The sequence below is a fragment of the Pseudomonadota bacterium genome (assembly GCA_039033415.1).
Classification (GTDB): Bacteria; Pseudomonadota; Gammaproteobacteria; order Xanthomonadales; family SZUA-38; genus JANQOZ01.
In genome coordinates this window covers 214,564-238,443 of record JBCCCR010000004.1, presented here as the reverse complement: position 1 = coordinate 238,443, position 23,880 = coordinate 214,564, and the positions used below count along the sequence as shown (strand labels likewise).

Genomic DNA, 23,880 nt, shown 5'->3' with positions numbered 1-23,880 from the left:
TAAGAGGCGGCGCCTGGGACTACAGTCCGTTGTACTTGAGGAGCGCATACCGAGGGGCCTGGAACCCAACCCAGGGGTTTTCCAACTTTGGCTTTCGCGTCGCGAAATCTTTGGATTGAGTGAAGGTTAACGTTACTCCGCCTGCCTGGCACTCCTTAAGTGAGCGCGTTTCAGTTTTTTGACCTCGATTCTTCGTAGCGCAGCCATCCACGATACTGCTGACTGAGTGGCGTGGTTGGATCCAAAACCTCGAGGATTTCTGGCATCACGCGTAATGATGGGATCCCTGGCGCGTTTAATAACACAATGACGCCATCTTTCGTTTCAGTATTGATCCCAAACACCGTGAGCACTGAATAGTCATGGCCACCATGCGCAATCAACTGGGTGTCGCCATAAGTCAGAACCTCCCAGCCCAAGCCATAGCCTTGTTCCAGAGGACAATCATCAACGCCTGGTTTGTCGCAGAAATACATCGGGCGATCTTTCGTTGACTGCACCGTGTTGCGATCGGCCGCCAGCGTGGCACTGTAACCGTCGGCGTTGGCCACTGAGATCGCAAATGCGGCAAGGCTTTCCACCGTGCTAGTCATATCGCGTGATGTGCTGTAGTTCCCATCTTTTGGACACGTATTCGAGATGACCAGGCAGTGATAACCCCAATCGGTTCGAAACTCTCCCGTATCATCATCGACGCTTAGGGCAACGTTCTCAAAATTCTCCTCTTTATAGGCGAACGAGGCGCCGGTTATATGCATAGGTCCGAAGACCTCCGCTTCAACAAGTTCTGGGAAAGACGTGCCAAGTTTCGCCTCAACAAATCGCATCAAGTACTCAAAGCCTTCGCCGGAATAACCAAAAGCGGTTCCCGGATCGGCTAAGAACTGGAGCTTGCCGTTGTCGGTTCGGTTCCGTCGGTTTGGGAAGCCTGTCGTGTGAGTCAGAACCATACGGGGCGTTAGCTGGAGTGCACGCGGATCGTTTTCGAGATCGGGGTCGACCCAGAGGCTGCCCATAGGTTCATCAAGGTTGAGGTGCCCATCATTAACAAGACGCAAGATTGTTTCCGTCGAAACCACCTTGGTGATCGAGCCTGTGTCAAATTGAGTTGCAGAGGTGGCAGGCCTGCCCGGTGATTGTTCACCATAGTAGCCGGCCCAGACTAGTTCCCCGTTCTCGATTAGACCGATCCCAGCAGTCTTAATATCCTGGCCGCTCAAGATCTCAGAGATCGCTGAATCAAGCGCCGCAAACTTTTCAGCATCGGTAGGCGCGGTGGGCTCTAAAGACTTGTCACTCGGGCTACGAACACAGGCGGAAAGCACCATAGCGACCGCTAGGAGAATGATGAGTCTGGATTTTGGCATTCGAGAAAACCTCTCAAGTCGGGCCTGCGTTGCCAAGTTCCGCTTGCCGCTGACCGGCTACCGAGCTTACGGGGTATTTCAGTATCTTCGTATCTACCGTAAGTAATAAACGATGCTCAACGCGCGCGTGTGCAACAATCATTCGGTCGGACGGGTCGCGGAATTTTTGGGGTCAGGTTCAAGTGCCAGGCCTGTACTCCCGACGCCACCCACCGATTCGGGTATTTCAAATCTGATCCAGAGCCTTTGCCTACGATACGCGCGGCACTGCAATTACAAGTACAACTGGCTCAGCCCTAGCCAACTAGCCTTTTACACCACCTCATGCCTGGCACTTGAACCTGACCCCGTATGTTTCGCCAAATCTCCAGAAAGCCTTCGAGCAGTGCCAGTCTCGCGGCGAAGGCTTACTCGAAGCCATCGTCAAAAACCCGGGCAGCACCAAATTCAATGGCTCCGATATCGCAGAACCCATCGGTGCGCTGCAGTCCCCGTTGATCTACCGACCGGCAGAATGGCCCGCCGTTGTTGATCGCCGGGCTGCCGGACAATGGGGCAAACGATGCGGTGGGTCCGCCGTTGTCTTTCAGCGGCCCTAACATGGGTTCAGCAACCAGGTCGCCCCGGGTCTCATCCGCGCAGTTGCCACTACTGAAGATGTTGTTGAACTGGGCGGGAAATACGCCCTGGTTCTGACAAGCGGCTGGCCCATCACTTACAACGATCGAATCATATAGTTGCGCCAGGGAGCCAGCCGGGAGAGTCAACCCGGAAACCCCACCCATGGCGCGGATAGTGACGTTGTTAAGGCTCAACTCCGCCTCAGCGCGAATGCCTCGGACGGTTAGGATCGATGTGTTTTGAACGCTGAGCTGCACCATGCGGTCTGTTTGGCGCTGCGCGAATAAAGAGCCGCCAAAAGGATTGACGACCTGATCCACAATGAGCGACTGACGAATGCTCAGCCGGAGCGTGTCATCGACGGCGGAATCATCTGTTTGATAAATGACGGCACCCTCGCCGTCGTTGTCGACAAACTGGCTGCGAACAACCTCCCCGTTTCCTCGAACCACATACAGGGCGCCTCCGGTAGCGGCCCGGTTGTGTTGAAACAGGGAATCGCTTATCGACAGCTCAAGACCGGCAGCCACGGCACCGCCAAAGGTGCCGGCTTCATTTTCTTTGAACTCTGACGATTCAATCGTGACAAAACCGCCACTTAGACCACCTCCGATGCCAGAACCGGCGGCTACCTGATTTCCCACGATTTCACTGTTTCGCACGGCAACGCGAGTTCCGCTGATCCCTCCGCCAGAGTCCAACGCCGTAGAGTTCGATACGCGAACCCCGTCAAGCGTTACTTCGCGAGCGAAAACAGCGCCTCCCGTAGAGGCTGACGGACGGGCAGCCAAGCCCTCGGTTAAAGTCACGCCCTCGATCCTTAGGTGAGCATCGGTTGCCCAAAACACTTCGTGCGCGTGCTGGCCGCTGATGGTTAGCAGTTCCCGGCCCGGCCCGCGTATGAACAGGTCCACTGCCGGTTCGAGCGCGCTGTTCAACACTATTTCGCCGGGCATCAGCGCAGGATCAAAGGTAACCACGTCGGCGCCCAGACCCACGATCATGGTGCGCGCGCAGCCGTTGATGCTTGACCCAAGGGTTAGTGCATCGATTGCCTCGCGTAGGGAGCAACCCGCCGGGCTGGCCTCGTCCGATAGTGTGGTGACTTCGACGGTGGCTATCATGACCGCGATCTGCCCGCGGCAAACGCCAGGAACGCTGAAGATAACAGCAGACAACAAAACTGTTGCAAAAACCCAGCAGGGATCGCGCGAAAAGTCGGCCCGTCTGGGTTGCGGCAACCCGGTTGCTGAAGTCATGAGTAGGCCTTTTCCTCATACATGATTCTGTTAAATGCCGAATTTCACAAAAGCGAACAAAAGGCAGTGGCATTGCCGCCAAGTCGCGATTCGGGCAGTGCGTTGGGTATGCAGGTACGACCGAAAGGCCCGATCACTCCGGCAGAACCACAACCGCAGCCGGCGGCGCATATTGCGAGAAGATCGGGGTCCCGGTACTGGCTCCCTCACATTCCCCCGCGAACGCTAGCTCATGGGTACCCGCCGCTACGACCGTATCGGTAATACCAGACAATTTTTGCTGCCTGTTTGCGGTGCTGCGGGTAATCGTGGTGCTCGACCGTATAGGCACGCCGTCAACGGTCAAATATATGAAGCGCGCAGCGCTGGCCGTGGGCGAGCAGACGAGAACGAAATCGCCCGGGACGGTGATCAAGAGACGACCGGCCCGAGAGGTAACAAAGTTTTGCTCTAGAAAGGTGGCTTCCGGTTGTAAAACAACACCCGAAGACTCCACACCCTCGCCGAACACCACGTCTAAGGCGGATTCGCAATCTGGACTACCGTCCTGCGCAATGCCCGCGAGTAAAGTGCCGTCGTCGCAGCTCGCGCTCACGCGCCGCTGGACCTGGCTGTCGATGATCTCATTGGCTCCTACCGAGTTGGCTGCCAGGTCGGCAGCGGAGATTGAGTCGTCTGCGATCTCCGGGCTGGAAATAGAATCCAATGCCACCATTTCCGCGTGAAGCGCATAGGGCGCGGCCGTGAGCTTTTGCCGGGGCAGCAGACCCGTAAATCCGCCGGTGCTAGAACCGGCCCTCACTCCAATTTCAAGCCACAGCTGGTCGCCAGCGAAAGGACCGACGCCAAAATCTAGTTCAACGCTGAACACGCCGCTTTGGACTAGGACATCGTCGACCACTACGGCCGAGGCGACGAACGGGCCGCCAACCGCCCGATCGAATAGCTCGAACTGAAGGTCATACAGGCCCTCAGCGGCAGCCCCGCCGTCCAGCAGTTCTCCCTGGTAGGTGAAGTTGGTCCCCAGGGGCTCCGCGGCTAAACCCGCCGACAGCGTTTGCCAAACCAGCAGGCACAAACTCAGCTGTTTTATGGGGTTGACCGTTTTTGGCGTTTCTAAGGAGTGCGGGAGCCGCTCGTTCATGGTTAGGTTCGTTCCAGTTTTCACGGTTTCTTATTCAATGCCGAAACTCGTCAGAGCGCACAAATCCATCGGTCAGGATTTTTTTGGGTCAGGTTCAAGTGCCAGGCCTGTACTCCCGACGCCATCCACCGATTCGGGTACTTCAAATCTGCGCCAGCGCCTTTGCCTACGATACGCGCGGCACTGCAATTACAAGTACAACTGGCTCAGCCCTAACCAACTAGCCTTTTACATCACCTCATGACTGGCACTGGAACCTGACCCCATATGTTTAATAGACGTTGAATGCAACTTCTGTAGGAAAGTTAACCTGACCCCACATCGGACCCCATATCGCCATTTCGCACCCTGCTGGGAGAAACCCAGTCAATGGCCAGCCTGCGCTCAAGTTTCGTCAAACATTCGTGGTTCTTTCGTTACTCTCTGCGTGTGCACGCCTACGATTGGTGCCACTGTTCTGGCGAATTAGCAAGGCAAGATGAGGAATATCTACTTAATCGGGCTAGTCGTCATTGCCCAGTCAGCGAGTGCCGAACCAATAGCAGTTAACGCTGAACCCATTGCCCTGGCCGCTAGCGAAACCTACGTTGGCAGCAACTACTTTGTGCCGATATTGATCACGGTGAGCAACGGCGAGTTCCTAACCCCGTTTTCCTTAAGAAGCGGAAACGCCGTGCCGTCTCCCGATTGGGCCTTAAGCTCTGTCAGACTTGAGGAGCCCAATGTAATAAGTCTTCTCATTGACAACGTGAGGTGCCGAGCACATGGCTGTGTGATCCAGACAGGGAATCTGCTGGAAATTCCGGCTCACGGTCTGCGCTTCGCATCTGGCATCGGCACCACTGCCGAGATCGAAATTCGAGTACCGCGCTTCTCAAGTCCAGGAGATGCTATCCCGCCGCAGCGTCGAACGGTTGCTACCACCACGATCGATCTCGTCACCACGCCGCAAACCGGCTGGTGGTGGAATCCCGCTGAACCGGGGCGTGGCTTCTTTATTGAACGCCAGGCTGACCAAATGTTTGTCGCTGCCTACGTTTACGACGACAGCGGTGCACCCACTTGGTTAGTTGCCCAAGGCAGCGCCAATAGTCGCAATGTGTTCTCCGCCGACCTGCTGGCATTTGAGGGTGGCCAAACGCTGGCCGGCGATTTCATGGACGCCAGTATCTCAGAAGCTACCGGCAAGCTTGAGCTGGAATTTGTATCAGATACCTCGGCCACAATGCGCTGGCCGGGAGGTGAGATGACAATAGAACGGTTCAACTTTGGCTCGATTAGAGCGATAGAACCGCTCGATCCACTGATTGATACGAGTCTACCGGAGGACGGCTGGTATTGGGATCCGGATCAGCCCGGCACCGGGTTTTCCGTTGAGATCCAGCGAAATTCCGTGTTTCTGGCCGGCTATCTCTACAACGATGAGGGCGGTCCGGTTTGGTACACCGCTCAGGGAAACTTGTCTAATTCGGCAATTGAGGTCGAATTGCTTGAATTTGAAAACGGCCAGCCCATCGGTGCTAGCCATCGGTTACCAAACTTGCGCGAGTCTCGCAGTCTGTTGTTCGATTTCAGCGCACCAGACATGGTGATCTTGGATCTGAACGGCGAGCGAGTGGTCGAGTTAGAGCGGTTTACCTTCTAGAGAAGCCTGTACGGAATCTGAGGATCCGGGACCAAGTGACAGATCGAAGTTTTGGGTTCTAGCACCAAAAAAGAACAGTATCAGGTCGAGTTAGGACGGGACTGTGGACGCAGTGTCCTCTGTAGACCTACTCGTTCGGACCGTTTGCAGCCTGTTCAATAGAAAGCCGGTCCAGTTGGCGATACTGAACGGCTTCGCTGAGATGTTGAATTGAGATCTCTTGCTCCCCCGCCAGGTCGGCAATGGTGCGGGCAACGCGCTGAACACGGTGGCAAGCCCTGGTCGACAAGCCCAACTGCTCAGCCACGTTTTCCAGCATGGCTTTTGTACGTTTGTTGAGTGATGCGAATTGATCGAGCGCGCTTCCACTCAGCTGGGCATTGAGTTGCTGCTGGCGCTCGTGTTGAATGAATTGCCCGGCGGCCACTCTTTTTTTGACCGCTTCTGATGATTCCCCTCCGGGTGCCCTATTTAGCTCTCTTAGCGTGACCCGCGGCATCAGCACATGCATGTCGATCCGATCCAGTAGCGGGCCTGAGATGCGCTGGCGGTAGCGTTGGACCTCTGCCGGCCCGCACTGACACCGGCTATCCACGCCGTAGTAGCCACACTTGCAAGGTTTCATTGCCTTGTTGCCACCTATACGATTCAATCACTTACGCAGTGATTTCTCGTATCCCCAAGATCTGGTGACGCTGGGTGATCACCTTAGGGCGGTTCGAATTCGACGAGGAGAGCTGCAAAAAAACCTTGCCAAACTCCTCGGCGTCTGCGTTGAAACCATTATTCACTGGGAGCTCAACCAGACTGAGGTGCGCGTCCGATGCTATCCAAAGGTCATCAACTACCTTGGGTATTGCCCGCTGCCCGACGACTACTTCAATCTTGATTTGGGTGGGCTAGTTCGGTTTCGCAGGGTGACCCGAGGGCTGACGACCAAACAGGCTGCCGTCGCAATCGGCGTCGATTCAGGCAGTCTCAGTCGTTGGGAGCGGAGCTTGCGGCAGCCAGGACGGCGCAGGGCAAAGTTGTTGCGCGAGTTTCTCCGAAAGTAGCCTGATTCGCGGCCTTTTCAGGCGTGTCCGAATTGATGAGGTAGAACCCGTGTTCCATTGCAGCTCGTCAAACTTAACTCTCTCAAAAGAGAATTTTAGCGTTCCATTAGCATTTTTTTCTCTATTCTAATTTTCCCATTATCGGGCTCAGAACTTCGAGAGAGTAAGAGTATGAAGATGAAATTCAAATCTGCAATTGCAGGAGTTGGGGCATTGTTTGCCGCGACCTCCTCTTTTGGTTGTGACGTTACGATCGGTCCGGGCAGCAGCATTCAAAGCGCTCTAAACACTGCTTCATCAGGCGATAGAGTTTGCCTCACCAATGGTACCTATAACGTCACCAGCACCATCACCGTATCAAACAACAAGCAGCTATACGGCGCCAACGGAACCGCCTCTGCAGTTACGATCGTGGGACAGTCGTTGCCCTCTAGCGGTTCCGCCAGTCGCGTAATCGTCTTAAGAAACGGCTCCGATGTCGCGCACTTGATCGTTGAGGCCAGTGGAACGATCCCAGAGTTTGGAATTCTGGCATTCCAATCTCCGGGTTCTCTAATTTACGACAATCAGGTGACAGCGGGCAGGATCGGAATTGGGGTGCAGTCGAGTAACAGTGCCCGAATCCTAACGAATACAGTGTTTGATACTGGAGACCCTTCGGATGGGATTCCAGATGGGAACATCTGGATCAAGCTTAGTAGTTCAGTGCGCTTGGAATGGGGTTCGGCTACTGGCGATGGCACTTTTATTCCGGGTCCCCAAGGGTTTCTGATCGGTGATGGAGGAGTAATTTGCGATGACTCTGCAAACTTGCGCGTCACCGGAACCAACGTGTACGAAAGCGGCTCAGCAGGCTACTACCTTGTCGATTGTCCCAACGCGACGATTCGAAACGTCTCGCTTATCGACAACAACGGGTGGGGGGTCGACGCCCCATTTGGCGACGGCGGGCTTCTAGTCGAGAACACTCTCATTAGGCGCAGTGGACGTGGCGGCTCGGTATTCGGCTCAAACGGTGCTGAAACCGCAGTCTTTGACTCAGTTACGTTCGACAATAACAATTTCTCAGGACAGGCAAATTGTAATGGTGTGAACGTAGCCGGAGCTCCTACATCGGTAGTTACAACGCCTGGATCGACAGCAAATCCTGCAGGTGTTTTGTGCGCTTACCCGTGACGTAAACGACCTCAATCCAATCAACCAATACGGGTCGCCCAGAAATGCGGCGGCCCGTTTTTCCACGCGCCGATTTAGGTACGGCGGACGCGCCAAGGATTTAGAAAACGATAGCCTCGAACAGGCTGAAATTCCTTATTGGGAAACGTGGTCAAACAACTTTTTCGGCAAGGTTGTTTGGCCATAATCGGTTCGTTCTGTGAGGCCGCCTCATCATAGGCCGAAGCTGTCTAGTGCTCCGTGGGAATTCCAGTGCTACTCGAGGCAGTATTTTAGATTAAGTTATTCCTTGGATATAGACCATTTGTGCGTGCGAGATTCTCGGTTTAGGTTGACGAGCCAGCCAAAGTTGACTGATTCCATTCCGTTGGGGCACTCTCCCTGTTCCTGCCTAAATCGTCGGCGCCGGTCAATGCACCAAGAGCTTGATTGACCTGAAGGTCTTATGTCACCTCCGCTTTCGGTCAATACAAACCCCATCACTGTGCCGTAGATGTTTCTCTTAATAACTTTGCACTGCCCCGCTCGTAGGGACCACCAACCCTCTGCAAAATACTTTAAACCATCCGGATAGGCGATCGACACCCAGATCTTTTCTTGCGCCCTGTTACAAGCTTGGATCGCTGACGGGGTTTTTGCAGGCCTTTCGCTTACCCGACCGCTATTGCAGTCAGCTTTACCAGCACATTGCGCATGCGCCAAATTCAAACATAGACCACAAACGACCGAAAAAACAGTTGCTTTTGTGAGTATGAGACGCATGACAGGTATCTTCATTCGGTGCATTAGCCGCTAGGTGGTCCGTCTCCCCGAGGTGCCGCAACGTCGTCGGAAGCGAAGCTCAATATTTCTCCACCTAGTTCAATCACATCCTCGGCGATTCGAATCTTATCTAAAGGTATACCCTCGGCTAGCGCCACCAAAGCGCACTCAATCACATCGCCGTCAACCAGTTTACTGGAAAACTCTGGCGGAAAACTGATGGCCAGGGTTTGTACTACCTCTTCAGGTCGGATCTTGAAGCGCGCGCTCTTCACTATCCTAACGTCGGATTCAAACTCTACTGTTGGGTCGTGCCTTCTGCACAGTAAGCTCAGCCTTTTTTCATCGCCAAGTGCACCGAGCCTACCGGTCGCAATTTGGGAAAAAAAGCGATCTTCTGAAACGTCCCAATTGTTGAATAATCGCAAGTCTTTATACGATAGAGATGGTTCTGCCGTTGACTGATTGAGGTTTAAGTAGCCTAGCGCACCCAAAGTGCATAGGGACAGGGCGAAGAAGAACGCACCGAGTTTTCCGCTCCAGATACCCTGCTCGTTTAGCACAAGGGTGGTACCCAACAAGATCAATATCAGTCCTGCGCTCGCCAAATGGAAACGCAGTTCTAGCCCTGCTCCATCGGAAGGTGTGAATTCGAACGATCCGACTTTTAGCGTGCCCATAGACGCTAGCAGCATAAGTAGGCCTAAGATCAGCGCAATGATTGAGAACTTGCTGAGTACGGTGTGCCATTTGAATTCGTTAGTCATTCGATTCTCACGTTACCCAGGTGCCGCCTTCTGTATTGCGTACAAATGACAATTTCGCCGCATTTTTTTAGGATTTCATTGTACCGCTTACCCATAAAAACAACTGCTTCCCCAAGTATTTTCTTCTCTGCGCCACAGGACTGCGTTTGCTCAATTTGGTGTCCCTACTGGTGGTCCGTCACGTGGAACTTACCGTATCTCGGTACGGCACCTGCGAAGATGTATTCCTTATTTGCGCGAGTATCAAAACGCGAAAGCAACAAGATGAAAAAAAGAGACTTCAACGCTGTTGTGGGGTCTAGGTATTCGGTTATTTGTCTTTCGGTACAAAGGCACTTGAGGAAAAAGGTTTCAGATAAATAGCTCTTCAGTCTCGCAGATATGAAAACTTTTAGTCCATAAATATATGTATTTGCGATTCAAACGGTACCTCAAAAGAGAGTCCGGGCAAAAATAACGATAGAACAAATAGGGATTTATACCTATTTATTGATAAATTCCGATGTTTTCTGTTGTTAGTTCCGAAATTTGAGCGTACTGTCTGAGCCTCGTGCTGGGGGGTGCGACACTTAGGATGGTCAGGCTTGGTTGACAAGCCAAAGGCATCAGTTTTGGTACTTCAGTGCTGTGCTTTCGACCCTAGGCGACCGGACTACCGGGCGTTGATATCCGCTCCAATTCTTCGCTTAAGTCTGTCCTCTACTGAACCCGAATCATCATTTCCCAAAGACCTTCTCCTACTCGGTCTCCGACGGAGCTGTCGCTCCCAAAGGCTCGCCCAATGAACGCTGTTCGCTTCCTGGTTGTATTCCTGTGTTTGATGACTTCTGTCAGTGCACAAGAGCAAAAGTCCTCCAGCGATAACCTCTTTTCTGTCGACACCCACATTCTTCACGCGGGTGACCTCAACGGCGATGGCATCGACGATACGTTCGCTCAGCCGCGAGAACGCAGTGGGCGCGTGGTCTTGAATTTTGGTTGGGCTGAGGACGACGATCCCATCGAGCCACAGTCGTTTAGATCGTCCAAGCACGACTTCAAATGGTCCGGTGCGGACGCAACGCTAATCGTCACCGACATCAACGGCGACGGATTTGCTGACATTGTTGGATTTCCAAACGACAAAAAGAAGATCCACACATTTCTGACTAAGACCAAAAGGCCGAACAAAAACCCAAATAGGGTCTTCGCGATCGAAAGTCATCAGAGCTTCAAGCTCAAAGATCTAGCCAACGGAAGCAGCCTGAACGACTACCTGCCACACGTCGGTGACTTTAACGGCAATGGTCGGACCGATCTGCTCATGCAGCCGGTGTCACAGACTCAGGAGGCAATATTTCTATTTGCTAAGAAGAATGGGAGATACAAGTCAGAAGCCGTTTCAAAAGCGGATCTTGGCGTTCAATTGGCCGACGACAAAGCCGTTTTGCATATTGGCGACTTCAACGGTGATGGTCGCGACGATCTGTTTGTCCAAAAACGCGCAGCGGAGAAAAAGCACAAGTTCGTATTTCTAGCGGACTCCCTCGCAAACAGCGATGTCATGAGCCTCAAAGATGACATCCTGGACCATACCTGGAACGCGACGGTTTCCAGTATTGAGTTGGTCGATTTTACCAACGATGGCCTGACAGACTTCATCTTGACAACCGATACGGTTTATAACGAAGAGTCAGATCAATCTCAGTTTTCCTTACACGGCGTTACTCTCGCCGGAGTGAAACATAACGGGAAGCCTCGGTTGCGGGAATGCTCCTTGGGCAACCTGACTTACGGCCCTGAAGATACCGAACCACCGTTTCCTCCTTGTTTTGTCCCAGTCGACGACGAAGGAGATGCGCCCGATAACGCTCCAAATTCAAAATCATCGACTAGCAAAAGGTCTGACGCCGAATCCTCGTCTGGCGCCTCCCAAAAATCGACTTCTGGCTACGTCGCCGTACACAGTGCAAACCCTTGCCAGATAAACGCTGGGCAGACCACCTGTTCCGTCACCCTGAGAATTTATGGTTTTGGTGGCAACTACAGCACTTGCTTGTTTTATGACGCGCCGGGAGGCTCACCCAACAATTGGCAGTCGCTGGGCTGCGGTAGCCACACCTGGTACAAGACGGTCAATTTCATCGATCAAAATGTTTGGACGTTCAAGGCAACGGCCTACCACAGCGGTTGCTGCGCTCCGGTCTTCAACACGGTCACCGTATCCGGAGAACTCAATATTCCCCAGCCTTCTTTGCCCTATACGCCGTTTTTCCAGGGCGTGGAGTACACGCACATCTCACCCAACGTAGACTCCCAGGGTGTGTACCAAATGTGCTTTGTAGGCACCGCTAGCAACACCGACTACTACCACTGGGAGGAACGCGTACCAGGCGGAGCGTGGTCAGCGACCAATGTCGTGCCGGCGAATTATAACGGCCACTGCGTGGGCATGAGTAAGGGGCAGCATGCCACTGCCTATCAAGAGTTCCAGTACCGCGTGCGCGCAACTAATCAAGCTGGGACGACTGCCTGGGTAGAAGGGCCAGTGATCGGCATTGCGCCCCAGCAGGCTCCATCAATCGGTCAGGTCTGGCAGTCTGGAATTGAGTACACGCCAGGTGGCGGCATCTATGAAGACTGGAACGGTTCGTGGACGCACTATTGGTTTGAGCCTAGTTATTTGGTCGAAGGCTATAAATACTCGAAGAAACTGAACTCGAATGATTACTCGCCTTGGAACACAACGACGTCCACCTCGATAACCGCTACCGCGCCACAGGACGCCTTTAGCCACACGGTGAGGCATAGAGTTGGCGCCTGCATAACGTTCGCAAATTGTGTACCGGACAACCCTTCGTACTCGTACACGATCCTTGTCAAGGAGTCACAACCACCGAGTACGCCATCGAGCGGTTACTACACCCATGAAAGTCAGCCTACAGCGCCGTTCGCCGACAACGATGATTACTTTCAAGTCCGATGGAACGCTTCGGTGGGAACCGTAGAGAAGTATCAGCTCCAGCGGTTATTGAACGGGAGTAACGCAGGTTGGTGGTGGGTAACTGGGACCGCCTATGCTCAGACGGGTCTTCAGACTAACGACTCTGTAACCTATACCTACCGTGTTCGATCCAAAAATGGCGCGGGATACAGTAGTTGGAGAAACATCTCCGCGATTACGGTTTTGCCCGAGGTCCCTAACACTCCGACGGGTCTCAGTGTCGCCTGGAATAACCCCTCGGTTCGAGATTTTTTGGTTGTCGATTGGACTGCTCCAACTAATACGCTGTCTGACTATTACAGAGTCACTCAAACGGATCCAAACAACGTCACGACGACCACAAATGTCACTAGTGTTCCGATGTTGGTGGATTTAACCCAAGGTCCCTATGGAAACTACCAATACAGCGTTGAGGCTTGTCACAACGACGTCGGATGCAGTACGCCAACGGGCACGGTTAGCTTTAATGCCGTTCGCCTGCCACCAGGAACACCATCGGTTCCAACCTCCTCGATATCAAATTCTCTCGGCGACTATGTCATCTCGTGGAACCTTGGCGGCACCAACCACACTCACTTTGTGCTGGAGGAGTCTCTCTACAGTGGGACACCCAGTCAGGTTTCACTCTCTCCTGGCAATGCTGTCTCTAAATCTTTCAATGATCGGAGTTCTGGTAGCTACAAGTACCGCGTCAAAGCTTGCAACGAAGGAGGCTGTAGCAGCACAACGGCGTGGTCCGATCCCATTTTCGTCGATGCACAACCGGGAGTGCCAACCGGGCTTTCAGTCGCCCCTACTTTCGTAAGCAACGCGGCTGTCTCGTGGGCTCAAGGTTCTGGGGCGAGCCCGGATCAGTATCAACTACAAATGAAAATTGGATCCGGCTCTTGGAACGTGATTCATAGCCACAGCTCAACCTCTGCATCGGTGGGGTCTGCGTCTGGGGATATCCACTATTTCCGAGTGAGAGCCTGCAACAACGGCGAGTGCAGTGGCTACTCAAGCCAGGTGAGCTCGGATGGGATTCTCAAGCCCAACTCGGTGGTCAATCTGAGTACTGAATCGACGTTTGTCACGAACATCAATGTCAACTGGGCAGCAAACCCGAGTGGAGACCAGCCGACGGAATACCACTTCCAGGAAGCTGACCCCAATTGGGCCCAAATTTGGGTCGGACCGGCTACTAGCGCTACCAGATCTCCAAATGGCGACGTCCGATTCAGGGTCAAGGCCTGCAATGCCGCTGGTTGTAGTGGCTGGCAATACACGCCGACTTCTAGCGGGTTAAGGGTCCCGGGAGTAGTCACTGGGGTGGCAATGACCTCAAGCCCACCTATTTTGGGTGACTTCACGCTCAACTGGACTGCTCCAGCGGATGGAGCCTCAGCGACAACGTACGAATTGTTTGACAGTACTGACGACGTCAACTGGTCATCAGTCGGTACGATAGGGTCTACCAGTTTTGCGCTCCAGGACGTACCACCCGGAAATAGGTACTACCGGATCGTGGCCTGTGGAACGTCCGGTTGCGGTGCCCCATCTTCCAGCATCATGGTCGATATAGACTCACTGCCGCTTGAGCTTTCTCAGGCTCAAGTCAGTGTTGATGGCGCGACCTACAGTATCACCCTCTCATGGGTGCATGATGACAGCTATACCGACCACTACGAGATCACCTGGGAATACGCCAATGGCACAGGGTTCGGTTCGATCCCAATGGCCAACGTTCCCGCATCTGGAACATCCCATACGTTTGTACCGAATGGGACTACGCAGCCCTATGGCGACTATTCCTTTGACATCCGCGCATGCAGTTCGCATGGATGCTCGGACTGGCAAGAGAACTTAGTGCTTTCGGAGCCGATGCCGCCGGCACCAACTTTGAGTATTTCTGGATCTGCGCCCTCATATCAGCTGCTCTGGAGCAGCTTTAACCCGGCCGAATTCTCAAACGCGTATTTCCGATTGCGTGAATTTGGCTTGGATTCAACCGTGGAGGAAATGGTCAGCGGCGCAAACAGTTTCAACGTCACCCACGCACCTGCAGCGGACTCTCAGCGATTCTCCTATTTTCTCCAGACCTGTAATGCAAGCCGGTGTATGGCGTTGGATTCTCCTGTAATGCTCGATATCGCAGGGACATCGACACCATCAGTTCCGGAAGGGCAATGGTCGGGTAGCCCAGCATACATGGACGAAACTGGGTCTAACTTTACGTTGCTTTGGAATAAGCACAATGCAACTGAAGGCAAGTCGATTTTGTACCGGCTAAGAGAGCAACCTATTTCCACAGACGAGCCTTCTATTACCTATTTGTTGACAGAACCCAAGGCGTCTTTTGACAAAGCATACGGTGGCTTAGTCGAATACCGCGTTTCAACATGTGAGATTGAACTCACTACGGGTGTTGAGAGTTGCGGCACGTATTCGCCTCCGATCGTTCGTGATCTAATCGCACCAGCTTATAGCCAGATCAACGTACCACCTCCAGCACTGCCGATCGGGCAAGGTGCGAGTGTAGCGCCCGGACAATGGGAGCACCTTGATAAATCTGGTCACGGCTGGATGTTTTACTGGCGCGACAGATTGCGAGAAGACGGTCTTTTCGATTCGCCTTTTGATGTCAACGTCTACGATCTTGTCGGCTATTGGTTTACCTACGCGGAGTCCAATGATATTTGGACGCCGATCTGGTGGCTTGTTGAGTTCAAGACCTTTGTCCCTGACGGAAATTCAACAGGCTTCTGTCACGCGAAAGGTGCCGATAAACCCGGTCTATGGTACGAGGGGACGCTGAAGGCAATGAACCAAAGCGGTGACTACGGGGATATCGGCGGTACAGTTTGTCTTAATGTCCCAACAATCGGTGGAGACCTGTCCCTGTATGTTTCCTCGAACATTATTGGTTTTGTTGGGGAAATTGATGAGGACTTTTTAAGACAGGTCGTTCCCGCAAACAGCCCCCAAAATGGCTCCGATCACTATACCGGCCTTTACTCAATCGAGAACACGAACATACTGGTGTTTGAAGCGATCGTCGGAAACGCTGATTCAATCATTCTTACTTATTTTGATCAGTCTGGCCGTCGCACTTGGATCCGGGGAGATCATGACCAGAGCTCTTTGCCAGGGAGGCTCCCGCTTGCGCAGCCGATGAGTTTCATCTCCGTGGAAGAGGGTTACTCTCCATTCGATACACAGTTCACTGGAGCGCTTGCTGTAGACGAAAACTTTTCTGCGACTGGCAACCGCTCTTTCGACCCAATCAGCGCAAATTTTCGGACCAATGGGACATTCTGGCTCGATTCCAATGACCCAAATGTGGTTGCAGACATTGGAACAAGTCTGAATCCACTGAAAACAACAAAAAGGGAAAACCTCAACGCGATTGCGTTTTCCGGGCAAGACGAGAGCCTCCCGGTTGTTTGCGCGACTGAAAATGAGCAATGCCAAGTATTCGTCGATTGGTTTGCTGAAGGCGATTACCCCAACGCGGCAGTGTTCATTCGTAACAAGATTGACCAAACGGCCTCGCAGATCCTTGGGTTCTCGCCGACGCTATCAAGCGATGCACGCTACGCATTCGAATTGCATCGCGACAACAGCTCAGCATCAGCCGACACACTAATAGCCGTATCCGGGGACATTATCGTAGAAGGCTCAGATGGGCCCGATCTTGCACCAGATGCCCATGACCAGGATATTCCCGAATTGGACGCTGACTCCTCCAAAATCGGCTACACCACAGGAAGCCTAACGGTTGATCGATACGGGCAACTTCGCTACGAAGTCCCAATCATGACTGGTCCTGCCTCTGGCGGGCTAACGCCCAAAATCTCCCTGACATACAGCAGTGGGTCAAACAACGGTCCTGTTGGCATGGGCTGGGATATAAGCGGAGTATCGATCATTTCTCGCTGCAGCCAGACCTTTGAGACTGACGGAGCCGCTGCGCTTACTGGCGTGCAAATGACGGCAGACGATCGATTTTGTCTTGATGGACAGCGACTCATCGCCATAAATGGGGCTGACGGCGAGAGCTTTACCGAATATCGGACCGAAATTAACACGTTCGCGAAGATCATGTCTTATGGCGGAACGGTCCAAGACGGTCCAGAGAAGTTCGTTGTCTGGCGAAAAGACGGAACCGTCAGTACCTATGGAGGGACTGCGGACTCTCGGATTCTCACGCAGGTAGGTGGTTCTAAGACGTTTGCCTGGGCCATAAACAAACTGGCGGACTCTGCAGAAAACTTCATGACGTTCGAATACTGCTCATCCGTTGGTGGCAGTACCAACGGATGCGAGTCATTTCCATCCGGTGTTGTCGAGTATCACATTAAGCGAATTAACTATGCAGATAATGACAGTGTCTCGCCACAGATAGACTTCACTAACAAGATAGAGTTTGACTGGGCGACTAACAGGTCAGATAAACGAACTGGCTACGTGGCTGGTGTCCCGTTGTCGCTGAGTTATCGGCTTAACCGAATAGACTCCTTTTCCAAGGTGAGTGCCTCGGGCGGTTACGAGAGTCTACGTTCCTATGTCCTCGGATACGAACCTGGCGGCGACGGGCATGGTCGATCGATGTTGAGCAGCATTTCCGAGTGCTCAGACTCGACCTCGAACATCTGCTTCAAGCCCACAGAGTTCGAATGGATCAGATCCGTCCGATCTCTGAGTAATGCTGACTCTTCGCTCGCAGGGGTTGTCGGTAGCATTGCGGAGGTTCAATCAGGTGATATTAACGGTGACGGTCTCGCCGACCTTGTCTACGTAAAGAACAAGGTCGGAAACTCTTTTCCGTTGTGGTATCGAATTTCGAATGGGAGCGGGTTCGACACTGAGGTAAGTGCAGGAACACTCCCGCAAACGGTCGAACGTATAAATGATGGAGAGACGTTTTGGGATTGGCGGGTTGCCGATATCAACGGCGATCGCTATGACGATATCCTATTCGAGGATGGATCAACATGGCTGATGCGAGAGGGCGGCGAAGTATCGCCCTTGTCGACTACGGCAACTCTCTCGCACTTTCCCACTGAGCCCGCAGAAATTCAGGTCATCGATTTGAATGCCGACGGCAGAGTTGATCTTCTTTACAGGAACGCTATCGGTGAGAGTACAACAGTTTATTGGCAGCGGAATTTCGGTTATGGGTCCTATTATTCGGCGGCCTCTACTCTTCAATTCGACTTCAGCAACAATTCTCATCTAGATGGTGATTTTTTTCCGCCTCAAGGGGCGGCAGAATTTGACTATGAAATTTCAGCTATCCCACGCGGAACTGTTGATTTTAATGGGGATGGCGCCGTTGACGTTTTGCTGCGTGTGAGGGCAGAGGTTTGCCAAGAGCCGGATGGGGGCGGCCTTGGAAACAACTGCACCGAGCAGTTCCCGGGGGACACCTCCAGAATTTATGAGGCGTGGCATATAGGATTGGCCGAAGATGGCACTTTTTTAGTATTGCCTGATCCGGTTGGATTCTCTCCGGGTTGTGACTTGATTGATGTTTGCCCGGACGCTGTTTCGCAGTCGCGCGTAATTCCAGCGGACCTCAACGGAGACCTTTTGGCCGATATGTTGATTGGGGATGAATTCTCGATCAATGTGGGAGGGGCACTTCTCGGGAGCCAAACCATTTCAGGGTTTTCTGGAAATGATAACGCGCGCTTACTGGACTACGACGGGGATGGGTTACTAGACATACTTGTTCCTCAAGGCAACATGTGGGCACTAATTCCAAATACAGGTTCTGGATTTGCTGCAAGCCCACAATTGACCGCTGGTGTAGCGCAAATTGGAGGCGGTGACGACCGGTCGCTCTTTGTCGATTTTACGGGCGATGGAAAGCTTGACCAAGTTCTGATCGATTATTCATCGGGCAATTCCGTATCCCAGATCCGTATCCGGGAGTCAAAAAACGGATTAAATCAATCCTCTGGTCCTAGAGACCCAGAAAACGTGATTGTCCACATAGACCAAGGCCTAGGTCTAGGACAAGAATACATTGTGTCCTATGCACCGCTCACCGATCCTTTAGTCTACACCAGAGGTACTGACGGCTCGGACAAGGACTGGGGCCGTGGCTCGGCGGTCTATGACGTTTCTGGTCCCCAATTTGTAGTAAGTCGTCTAGATAAGCGGTCTCCTTCAGTGAGCATCAACCGTTCTGCCGACACTATTGCGGGTTTTACCTCGCAAGCCGATACCTTCGCCACCACGCTCTACCACTATATCGATGGCAAACTCCAAATCGGACGAGGTTTCCTGGGGTTTAGTGTCATAGAGATGTTAAACGACCATGACGTTGACGAGGATGGTTACAAGCTCGCAACAAGGACTCGGTTTAGGCTAGAGCACCCGTGGACCGGCCTGGTTAGCCAAACAAACACCGAACGGGTCCAAGTTCCTTGGGTTCCGGCAAGTTTTAACGGGCCATTCCCAGACGATAATCCGCCGGTCGCAAAGTCGGCACCTGAGAAGACCGGAATCGAGTTGTTTGAGATTGATGCTACGATTTTCAACAATATTCTCGAATTTTCTATCCATGATTGGAAGTCAGATGTTCAGAACTACTCTGGACTAGAAGTTGTCTTTCCCTATCGTGAGCTCTCTCGTACCTGGGTTCGCCCTGACCGCTGGAAGAACCCCTCGTCAAGCAAGACAGTCGAATCGTCGATCAGGCGTGAGTTCGAAACGCAGACTGCGCTACTCTATGGGACCCCAACGTCCATAATCATCAACAAACGTGAGCAGGTATTGTCGTACGAGCCAATTCGGATTTGGAGCGAGCGATGGGACTTGGGGTATCAGTACGACACCACGGCAAATCTGTCTGGAGGTGCTCCTGGTGGAGTATGGCGCCCAGGGCTTCTAAGTACAAAGAACGTCAAGTACGAGCTTTGGGACGGACAATGGAGTTCGCCGATTATCATCGACTACGAGTATCAATATGACTCAGGGTCGGGGTTGCTTAGAGAAACAAATCGGCAGCAATCGATCTCGGCCGAAGCACTTGCAGTTACCTACACCCGTGATGAATTCGGCAACAGGGTGTCAACCATGATTGCTGGCGATTCCCTTGATCAAAACAGGGTTACACACGCTGACTACGATCAAAACGGACGATTTGTAGTCTCGACACGAAACGCGCTCAATCAGATTGAATCTCAGATTGGAGGTCGAGATCGCTTCGGAAATCCGACTTCTATTTCAAATATCAGCGGGCTGATGACCACGATGGTCTATGATCATATGGGGCGGCCGTATTTTCAGAAAGATGATACCGGCGCATGGAGGAAAACAATTTGGAGCGACACGCAGCTTCAACTTTGCCCCAGTTCATATGCTGTTGCTGCAAGCGTCACCAACGGAGGGGGAATACCGGAGACTACGCGGTGCTACGACAGACTTGGTCGGGCTGTAACGACCGCAAGCGCAGGATTCTCGGGGAGTGAATACTACTTTAAGCAGTATCGGTACGACGTTCTGGGTCGGCTCGTGTCGGTTTCGGAGCCATGTGATTCGACGGAATCCTGCTCGGTCCACTGGAATCATGCAGCATTCGATGATCAGGGTCGACTGACACTTTGGCAATCTGCCGACAACCTCATCGGTGTGATTGACTATGCTCATCTCGAAGTAACTTCTACCGTTGGTTCGCAGGTTCGGGTCGACAGTTTTAACGCCCTCGGAAACCGATTTGCGGTTGAGGATAACGAGGGTGGGGTGACCACATACTCCTACCGTGCGGATGGCAGACTGAGTGAAATTGATGGCCCTCTCGAAGGAGTTGACGATCGAATTCAAATCGCCTACGACTCCATTGGGAACAGAACGCAACTCGTGGATCCCGATCGAGGGACAACATACTTCTCCTACAACGCGTTAGGAGAACTCGATTGTCAGCTTGACGCTAACCAGAATCTATCAATTATCAAGTACGACTCGGTTGGTAGGGTCAATGAAAGAATTGATCGAACGGGCCAAGGGGTCGATGTACATTCATGCAATGGTGGCAACCTTGTTGAACGTACTAGATGGGTTTACGGCCATAACTCCAACAGCAATGACTACGGGCTTGTCGTTTCAGAAACCATGAGCAACGAATGGTTTTCCAAGAACTATCATTACGATTCGCTCGGTCGACTTTCTCAGATAGATACTGAACTCCGTTTGGAGACCAGTGGAGGCTCGAGCGAATCCTTCATGGAGGGATTCAGGTACGATCAGTTCGGTCGGCTTTTCAAATACCTCGACGCGTCTGGAAGTGAGCACGGAACTCAGTTTCAATACAACGACTACGGGTACCTAAGTTCTATCCATGAAGCTGCAACAGGCGCATCCTCTCCCCCCTATAAACAGATAACGGCGGTAAATGCTAGGGGAAGTATTGCCGAATTCAGTCTCCGAGATTCAACGGATGGGACTTGGGCGTTTGACCCAAGAACGGGTCGTGTCACTACGATCGCGTCCTCGAAGGGAGCGGCGCCCGTTCAGGAATGGACCTACAACTGGACTGAGTTAGGAAATCTCTCAGCGAGAACGAACCAAATGACTAGCCAGAGTGAGAGTTATGGCTATGACGGGCTGAACAGGTTAACTAGCTTAGTCTACCGAGAGGGTACCTCGGTCTCTGGCGAAGAATCACTAGCCTATGACGAAGGTGGGAATCTCAGATGTCGACGGTTCGATGCGACCTGCTCGATGGCTTCAGCGACTCACGAGTACGCTCACCCGGTTAAGGTACATGCGGTTACTAGCATTGATGGACTTGTCGGCGACTATGGCTACGACAATGCTGGGAATGTAGTCAGTAGGCCGAACGCTATTGGTGGTCCAAGCGAACTCTCGTATACGACCTTCAATAAGCTTCATAAAATTAGGCGGAACCAGTTACTTCAAACTTCCTTTAGATACGGTACGGATCGCTCCCGCTATCATCGCTATGATGCGCCAACTGATACCCATACATACTACGTGGGATCGGTCGAAATCATTGATCGCCCTGGGTCGAATCGAATTTATCGCCGTTATATTTCGGAAAACGTCGTCGTCGATTTCGATCCGGCCTCCAATTTTTCAGCACGTCGCTACCTGCACCGCGATCATTTAGGTTCAATTGACGTTATAACCAACGATTTGGGGGACGTCGTGCAAGACCTCGCGTATGACATCTGGGGTCAACGTAGGGCCGCCGAAGACTGGACTGTCGTTCTGGAGGAGTTGATCGCGCAGACGATTGGAAGGAACCTGACCACCTCGGGTTTCACTGGTCATGAACATATCGACGATGCTGGCATTATTCACATGGGCGGACGAGTCTTCGATTCTGTCGCGGGGAGATTCTTGCAGGCTGATCCGTTTGTTCAGGATGCCGTCAACCCACAGTTCCTCAATCGATATACCTATACACTGAACAACCCCCTTCGGTATGTTGACCCTAGCGGCTACACGATAGCGTGTGGGAATGGCGAGCAAAATGCCTGTGGCGACACTACAGCCGACTTTGACTTTGGGCCCGGGCTCGGAGCGTATTTCCTCTACGACGAGACATTTGAAGCATTACTTTACGGTCAAAGAATTCAAGATGACGGCTTATACGTTCCAGGGTTGGGAAGCTTGATCAACCAACGAAACAACCGGGTTGTTGGCGAGCAGACGACAGGAATATCAGTTCACAGTGCTGCGCCGACCGATTCTGGGCCGCTGTTTGGTCCCCAGTATCCAGTTTCTCCGGATTTGCCGGCCTATATCGCCGATGCGACGTTGGTGACGGAGCAGTCTTTGGTTGTCTGGGTCCCAAGGGCTGATAGACCAATCGAAGCCGCTTCCTCCGAGGATTTGTTGCTACTTGGCGTGCTTTTCGTACCGTACGGGGATTCGATTTCTCGCCTGGTTGTCGGCGATTTCAAAGGGGCCGCTGCTTCCGCAGCTATCGAAACTGGTCTTTATGTTGCTACTGGGGGTGCCGGATACATCATAAAAATAACTGCGCGAGGCTCGGGGAAACTCCTTAAGGGTCCTGGCGAGTTTATTATCGTGAATAATAGGGGTTACAAAGATCGGGCGATGCGCTACCAGAGCAAAATAACTGGAAGGCTCCCAGACGTCGAATACCTAGTAGACAATGTGAAGTTCGATGGTTTCGATGACGTAAACGGCATATTGCTCGAAGCGAAAGGCCCGAACTATGCAAGCAAGGTAAACGCGGATGGGACCTTTAAGGTTTGGTTCACAAAGGGCGCAAACGAGATGGTAGATCAAGCTCAGAGACAACTAAGGGTAGCAAACGGTACACCGATTCAGTGGCATTTCGCCGAAGCAGAAGCAGCAGAAGCCGTTCGTGAACTCTTCTTGATTCGAGGCGTTAGTGGAATCGAAATCTTGGTAACGCCGCCGTGATAAGAGCATTTTTAGGTGCGTATTGGGGGCCACGTAGGGAAAGTGTTGGTAGTTGTGCTCGCCGTTTGTCCGATCTGCTAATGAGCATGGCCGAATGTGGTTGGTCTTCGACAGAGTGGAGGGTTGGTGCGACAGCGGTCAAACCCTCATTGGAACAACCTATCAAAATCTCGCGTGAAGCAATCACTCAGTTGCTCGCGCCGAACAAAAGCGAGACCGATGGTTCTGTAATCGAGGATTTAGGCTTCAGTCTTAGTTTTTGGGCTGGAGACCCGGAAAGGCCTACTGGATTCAGTGCGACGTGTGGTGCCTTCGCTAGTCAGATTAATAATTCGGTCGTCCTCCGATTCCCAGCGGGAGATCCAATTCTAGAATACCCTGCCATCGATTTTGAAAACCTTCTTCGGTGTTTCGTTGATTGTTTAGAGCCAAACGCAGCGGTGCTGAGCAGCATGGGTTGGATAAAAAAACACAAGGCGACGACTGCCTGGGAATCAGGTGGGTGGATTAGTTACAGCTCTGAAACTCAAGAATTGGTTGTTTCAAAAGACGACTGGATCTAGTTGTCGCGTTGCCTTGAATGATAGTGAAAATGCTCTTCGAATTCGGGTTACAACGCTAACCTTAAACAATTGATCTGACGAGAACGGGCTGTTCCAATTACCGCATTCGATGTGAGCAGACGTTTGTC

At 52.4% G+C, this 23,880-nt stretch carries 9 protein-coding genes; 4 read left to right on the top strand and 5 right to left on the bottom strand.

Annotation, left to right across the window (positions count from 1 at the left end):
* Positions 1–170: 170 nt before the first annotated feature.
* The 3 genes from AAF358_04870 to AAF358_04860 form a co-directional block, all read right to left on the bottom strand.
* Positions 171–1,367: a serine hydrolase gene (locus AAF358_04870; GenBank protein MEM7704860.1), complete on the bottom strand. Its 1,197-nt coding sequence runs from the start codon at positions 1,365–1,367 to the stop codon at positions 171–173.
* 407 nt (positions 1,368–1,774) lie between these two features.
* Positions 1,775–3,112 carry a choice-of-anchor Q domain-containing protein gene (locus AAF358_04865; GenBank protein ID MEM7704859.1) on the bottom strand — a complete coding sequence of 446 codons (1,338 nt, stop codon included), beginning with the start codon at positions 3,110–3,112 and terminating at the stop codon, positions 1,775–1,777.
* 268 nt (positions 3,113–3,380) lie between these two features.
* Positions 3,381–4,391: a hypothetical protein gene (locus AAF358_04860; GenBank protein MEM7704858.1), complete on the bottom strand. Its 1,011-nt coding sequence runs from the start codon at positions 4,389–4,391 to the stop codon at positions 3,381–3,383.
* 604 nt (positions 4,392–4,995) lie between these two features.
* On the opposite strand from AAF358_04860, the gene AAF358_04855 reads away from it, so the two are divergent.
* Positions 4,996–6,036: a hypothetical protein gene (locus AAF358_04855; protein ID MEM7704857.1), complete on the top strand. Its 1,041-nt coding sequence runs from the start codon at positions 4,996–4,998 to the stop codon at positions 6,034–6,036.
* A 127-nt stretch (positions 6,037–6,163) separates the two neighbouring features.
* On the opposite strand, the gene AAF358_04850 is transcribed toward AAF358_04855, so the two are convergent.
* Positions 6,164–6,661, bottom strand: coding sequence for an ATP-binding protein (locus tag AAF358_04850; protein MEM7704856.1), 498 nt, complete (start codon positions 6,659–6,661; stop codon positions 6,164–6,166).
* A gap of 601 nt (positions 6,662–7,262) precedes the next feature.
* On the opposite strand from AAF358_04850, the gene AAF358_04845 reads away from it, so the two are divergent.
* Positions 7,263–8,267, top strand: coding sequence for a right-handed parallel beta-helix repeat-containing protein (locus AAF358_04845; protein ID MEM7704855.1), 1,005 nt, complete (start codon positions 7,263–7,265; stop codon positions 8,265–8,267).
* A 785-nt stretch (positions 8,268–9,052) separates the two neighbouring features.
* Here the strand turns inward: AAF358_04845 and AAF358_04840 are convergent.
* Positions 9,053–9,796, bottom strand: a complete 744-nt coding sequence (locus tag AAF358_04840; protein MEM7704854.1) for a hypothetical protein — start codon at positions 9,794–9,796, stop codon at positions 9,053–9,055.
* Positions 9,797–10,577: 781 nt separating this feature from the next.
* Between AAF358_04840 and AAF358_04835 the strand changes: the two genes are divergently transcribed.
* Positions 10,578–23,189, top strand: coding sequence for an FG-GAP-like repeat-containing protein (locus tag AAF358_04835; protein MEM7704853.1), 12,612 nt, complete (start codon positions 10,578–10,580; stop codon positions 23,187–23,189).
* The gene (locus AAF358_04830; GenBank protein MEM7704852.1) at positions 23,186–23,752 is read left to right on the top strand and encodes an Imm52 family immunity protein; all 567 of its coding nucleotides are present in this window, start codon (positions 23,186–23,188) and stop codon (positions 23,750–23,752) included. The genes AAF358_04835 and AAF358_04830 overlap by 4 nt, the downstream gene beginning before the upstream one ends.
* Positions 23,753–23,880 lie beyond the last annotated feature (128 nt).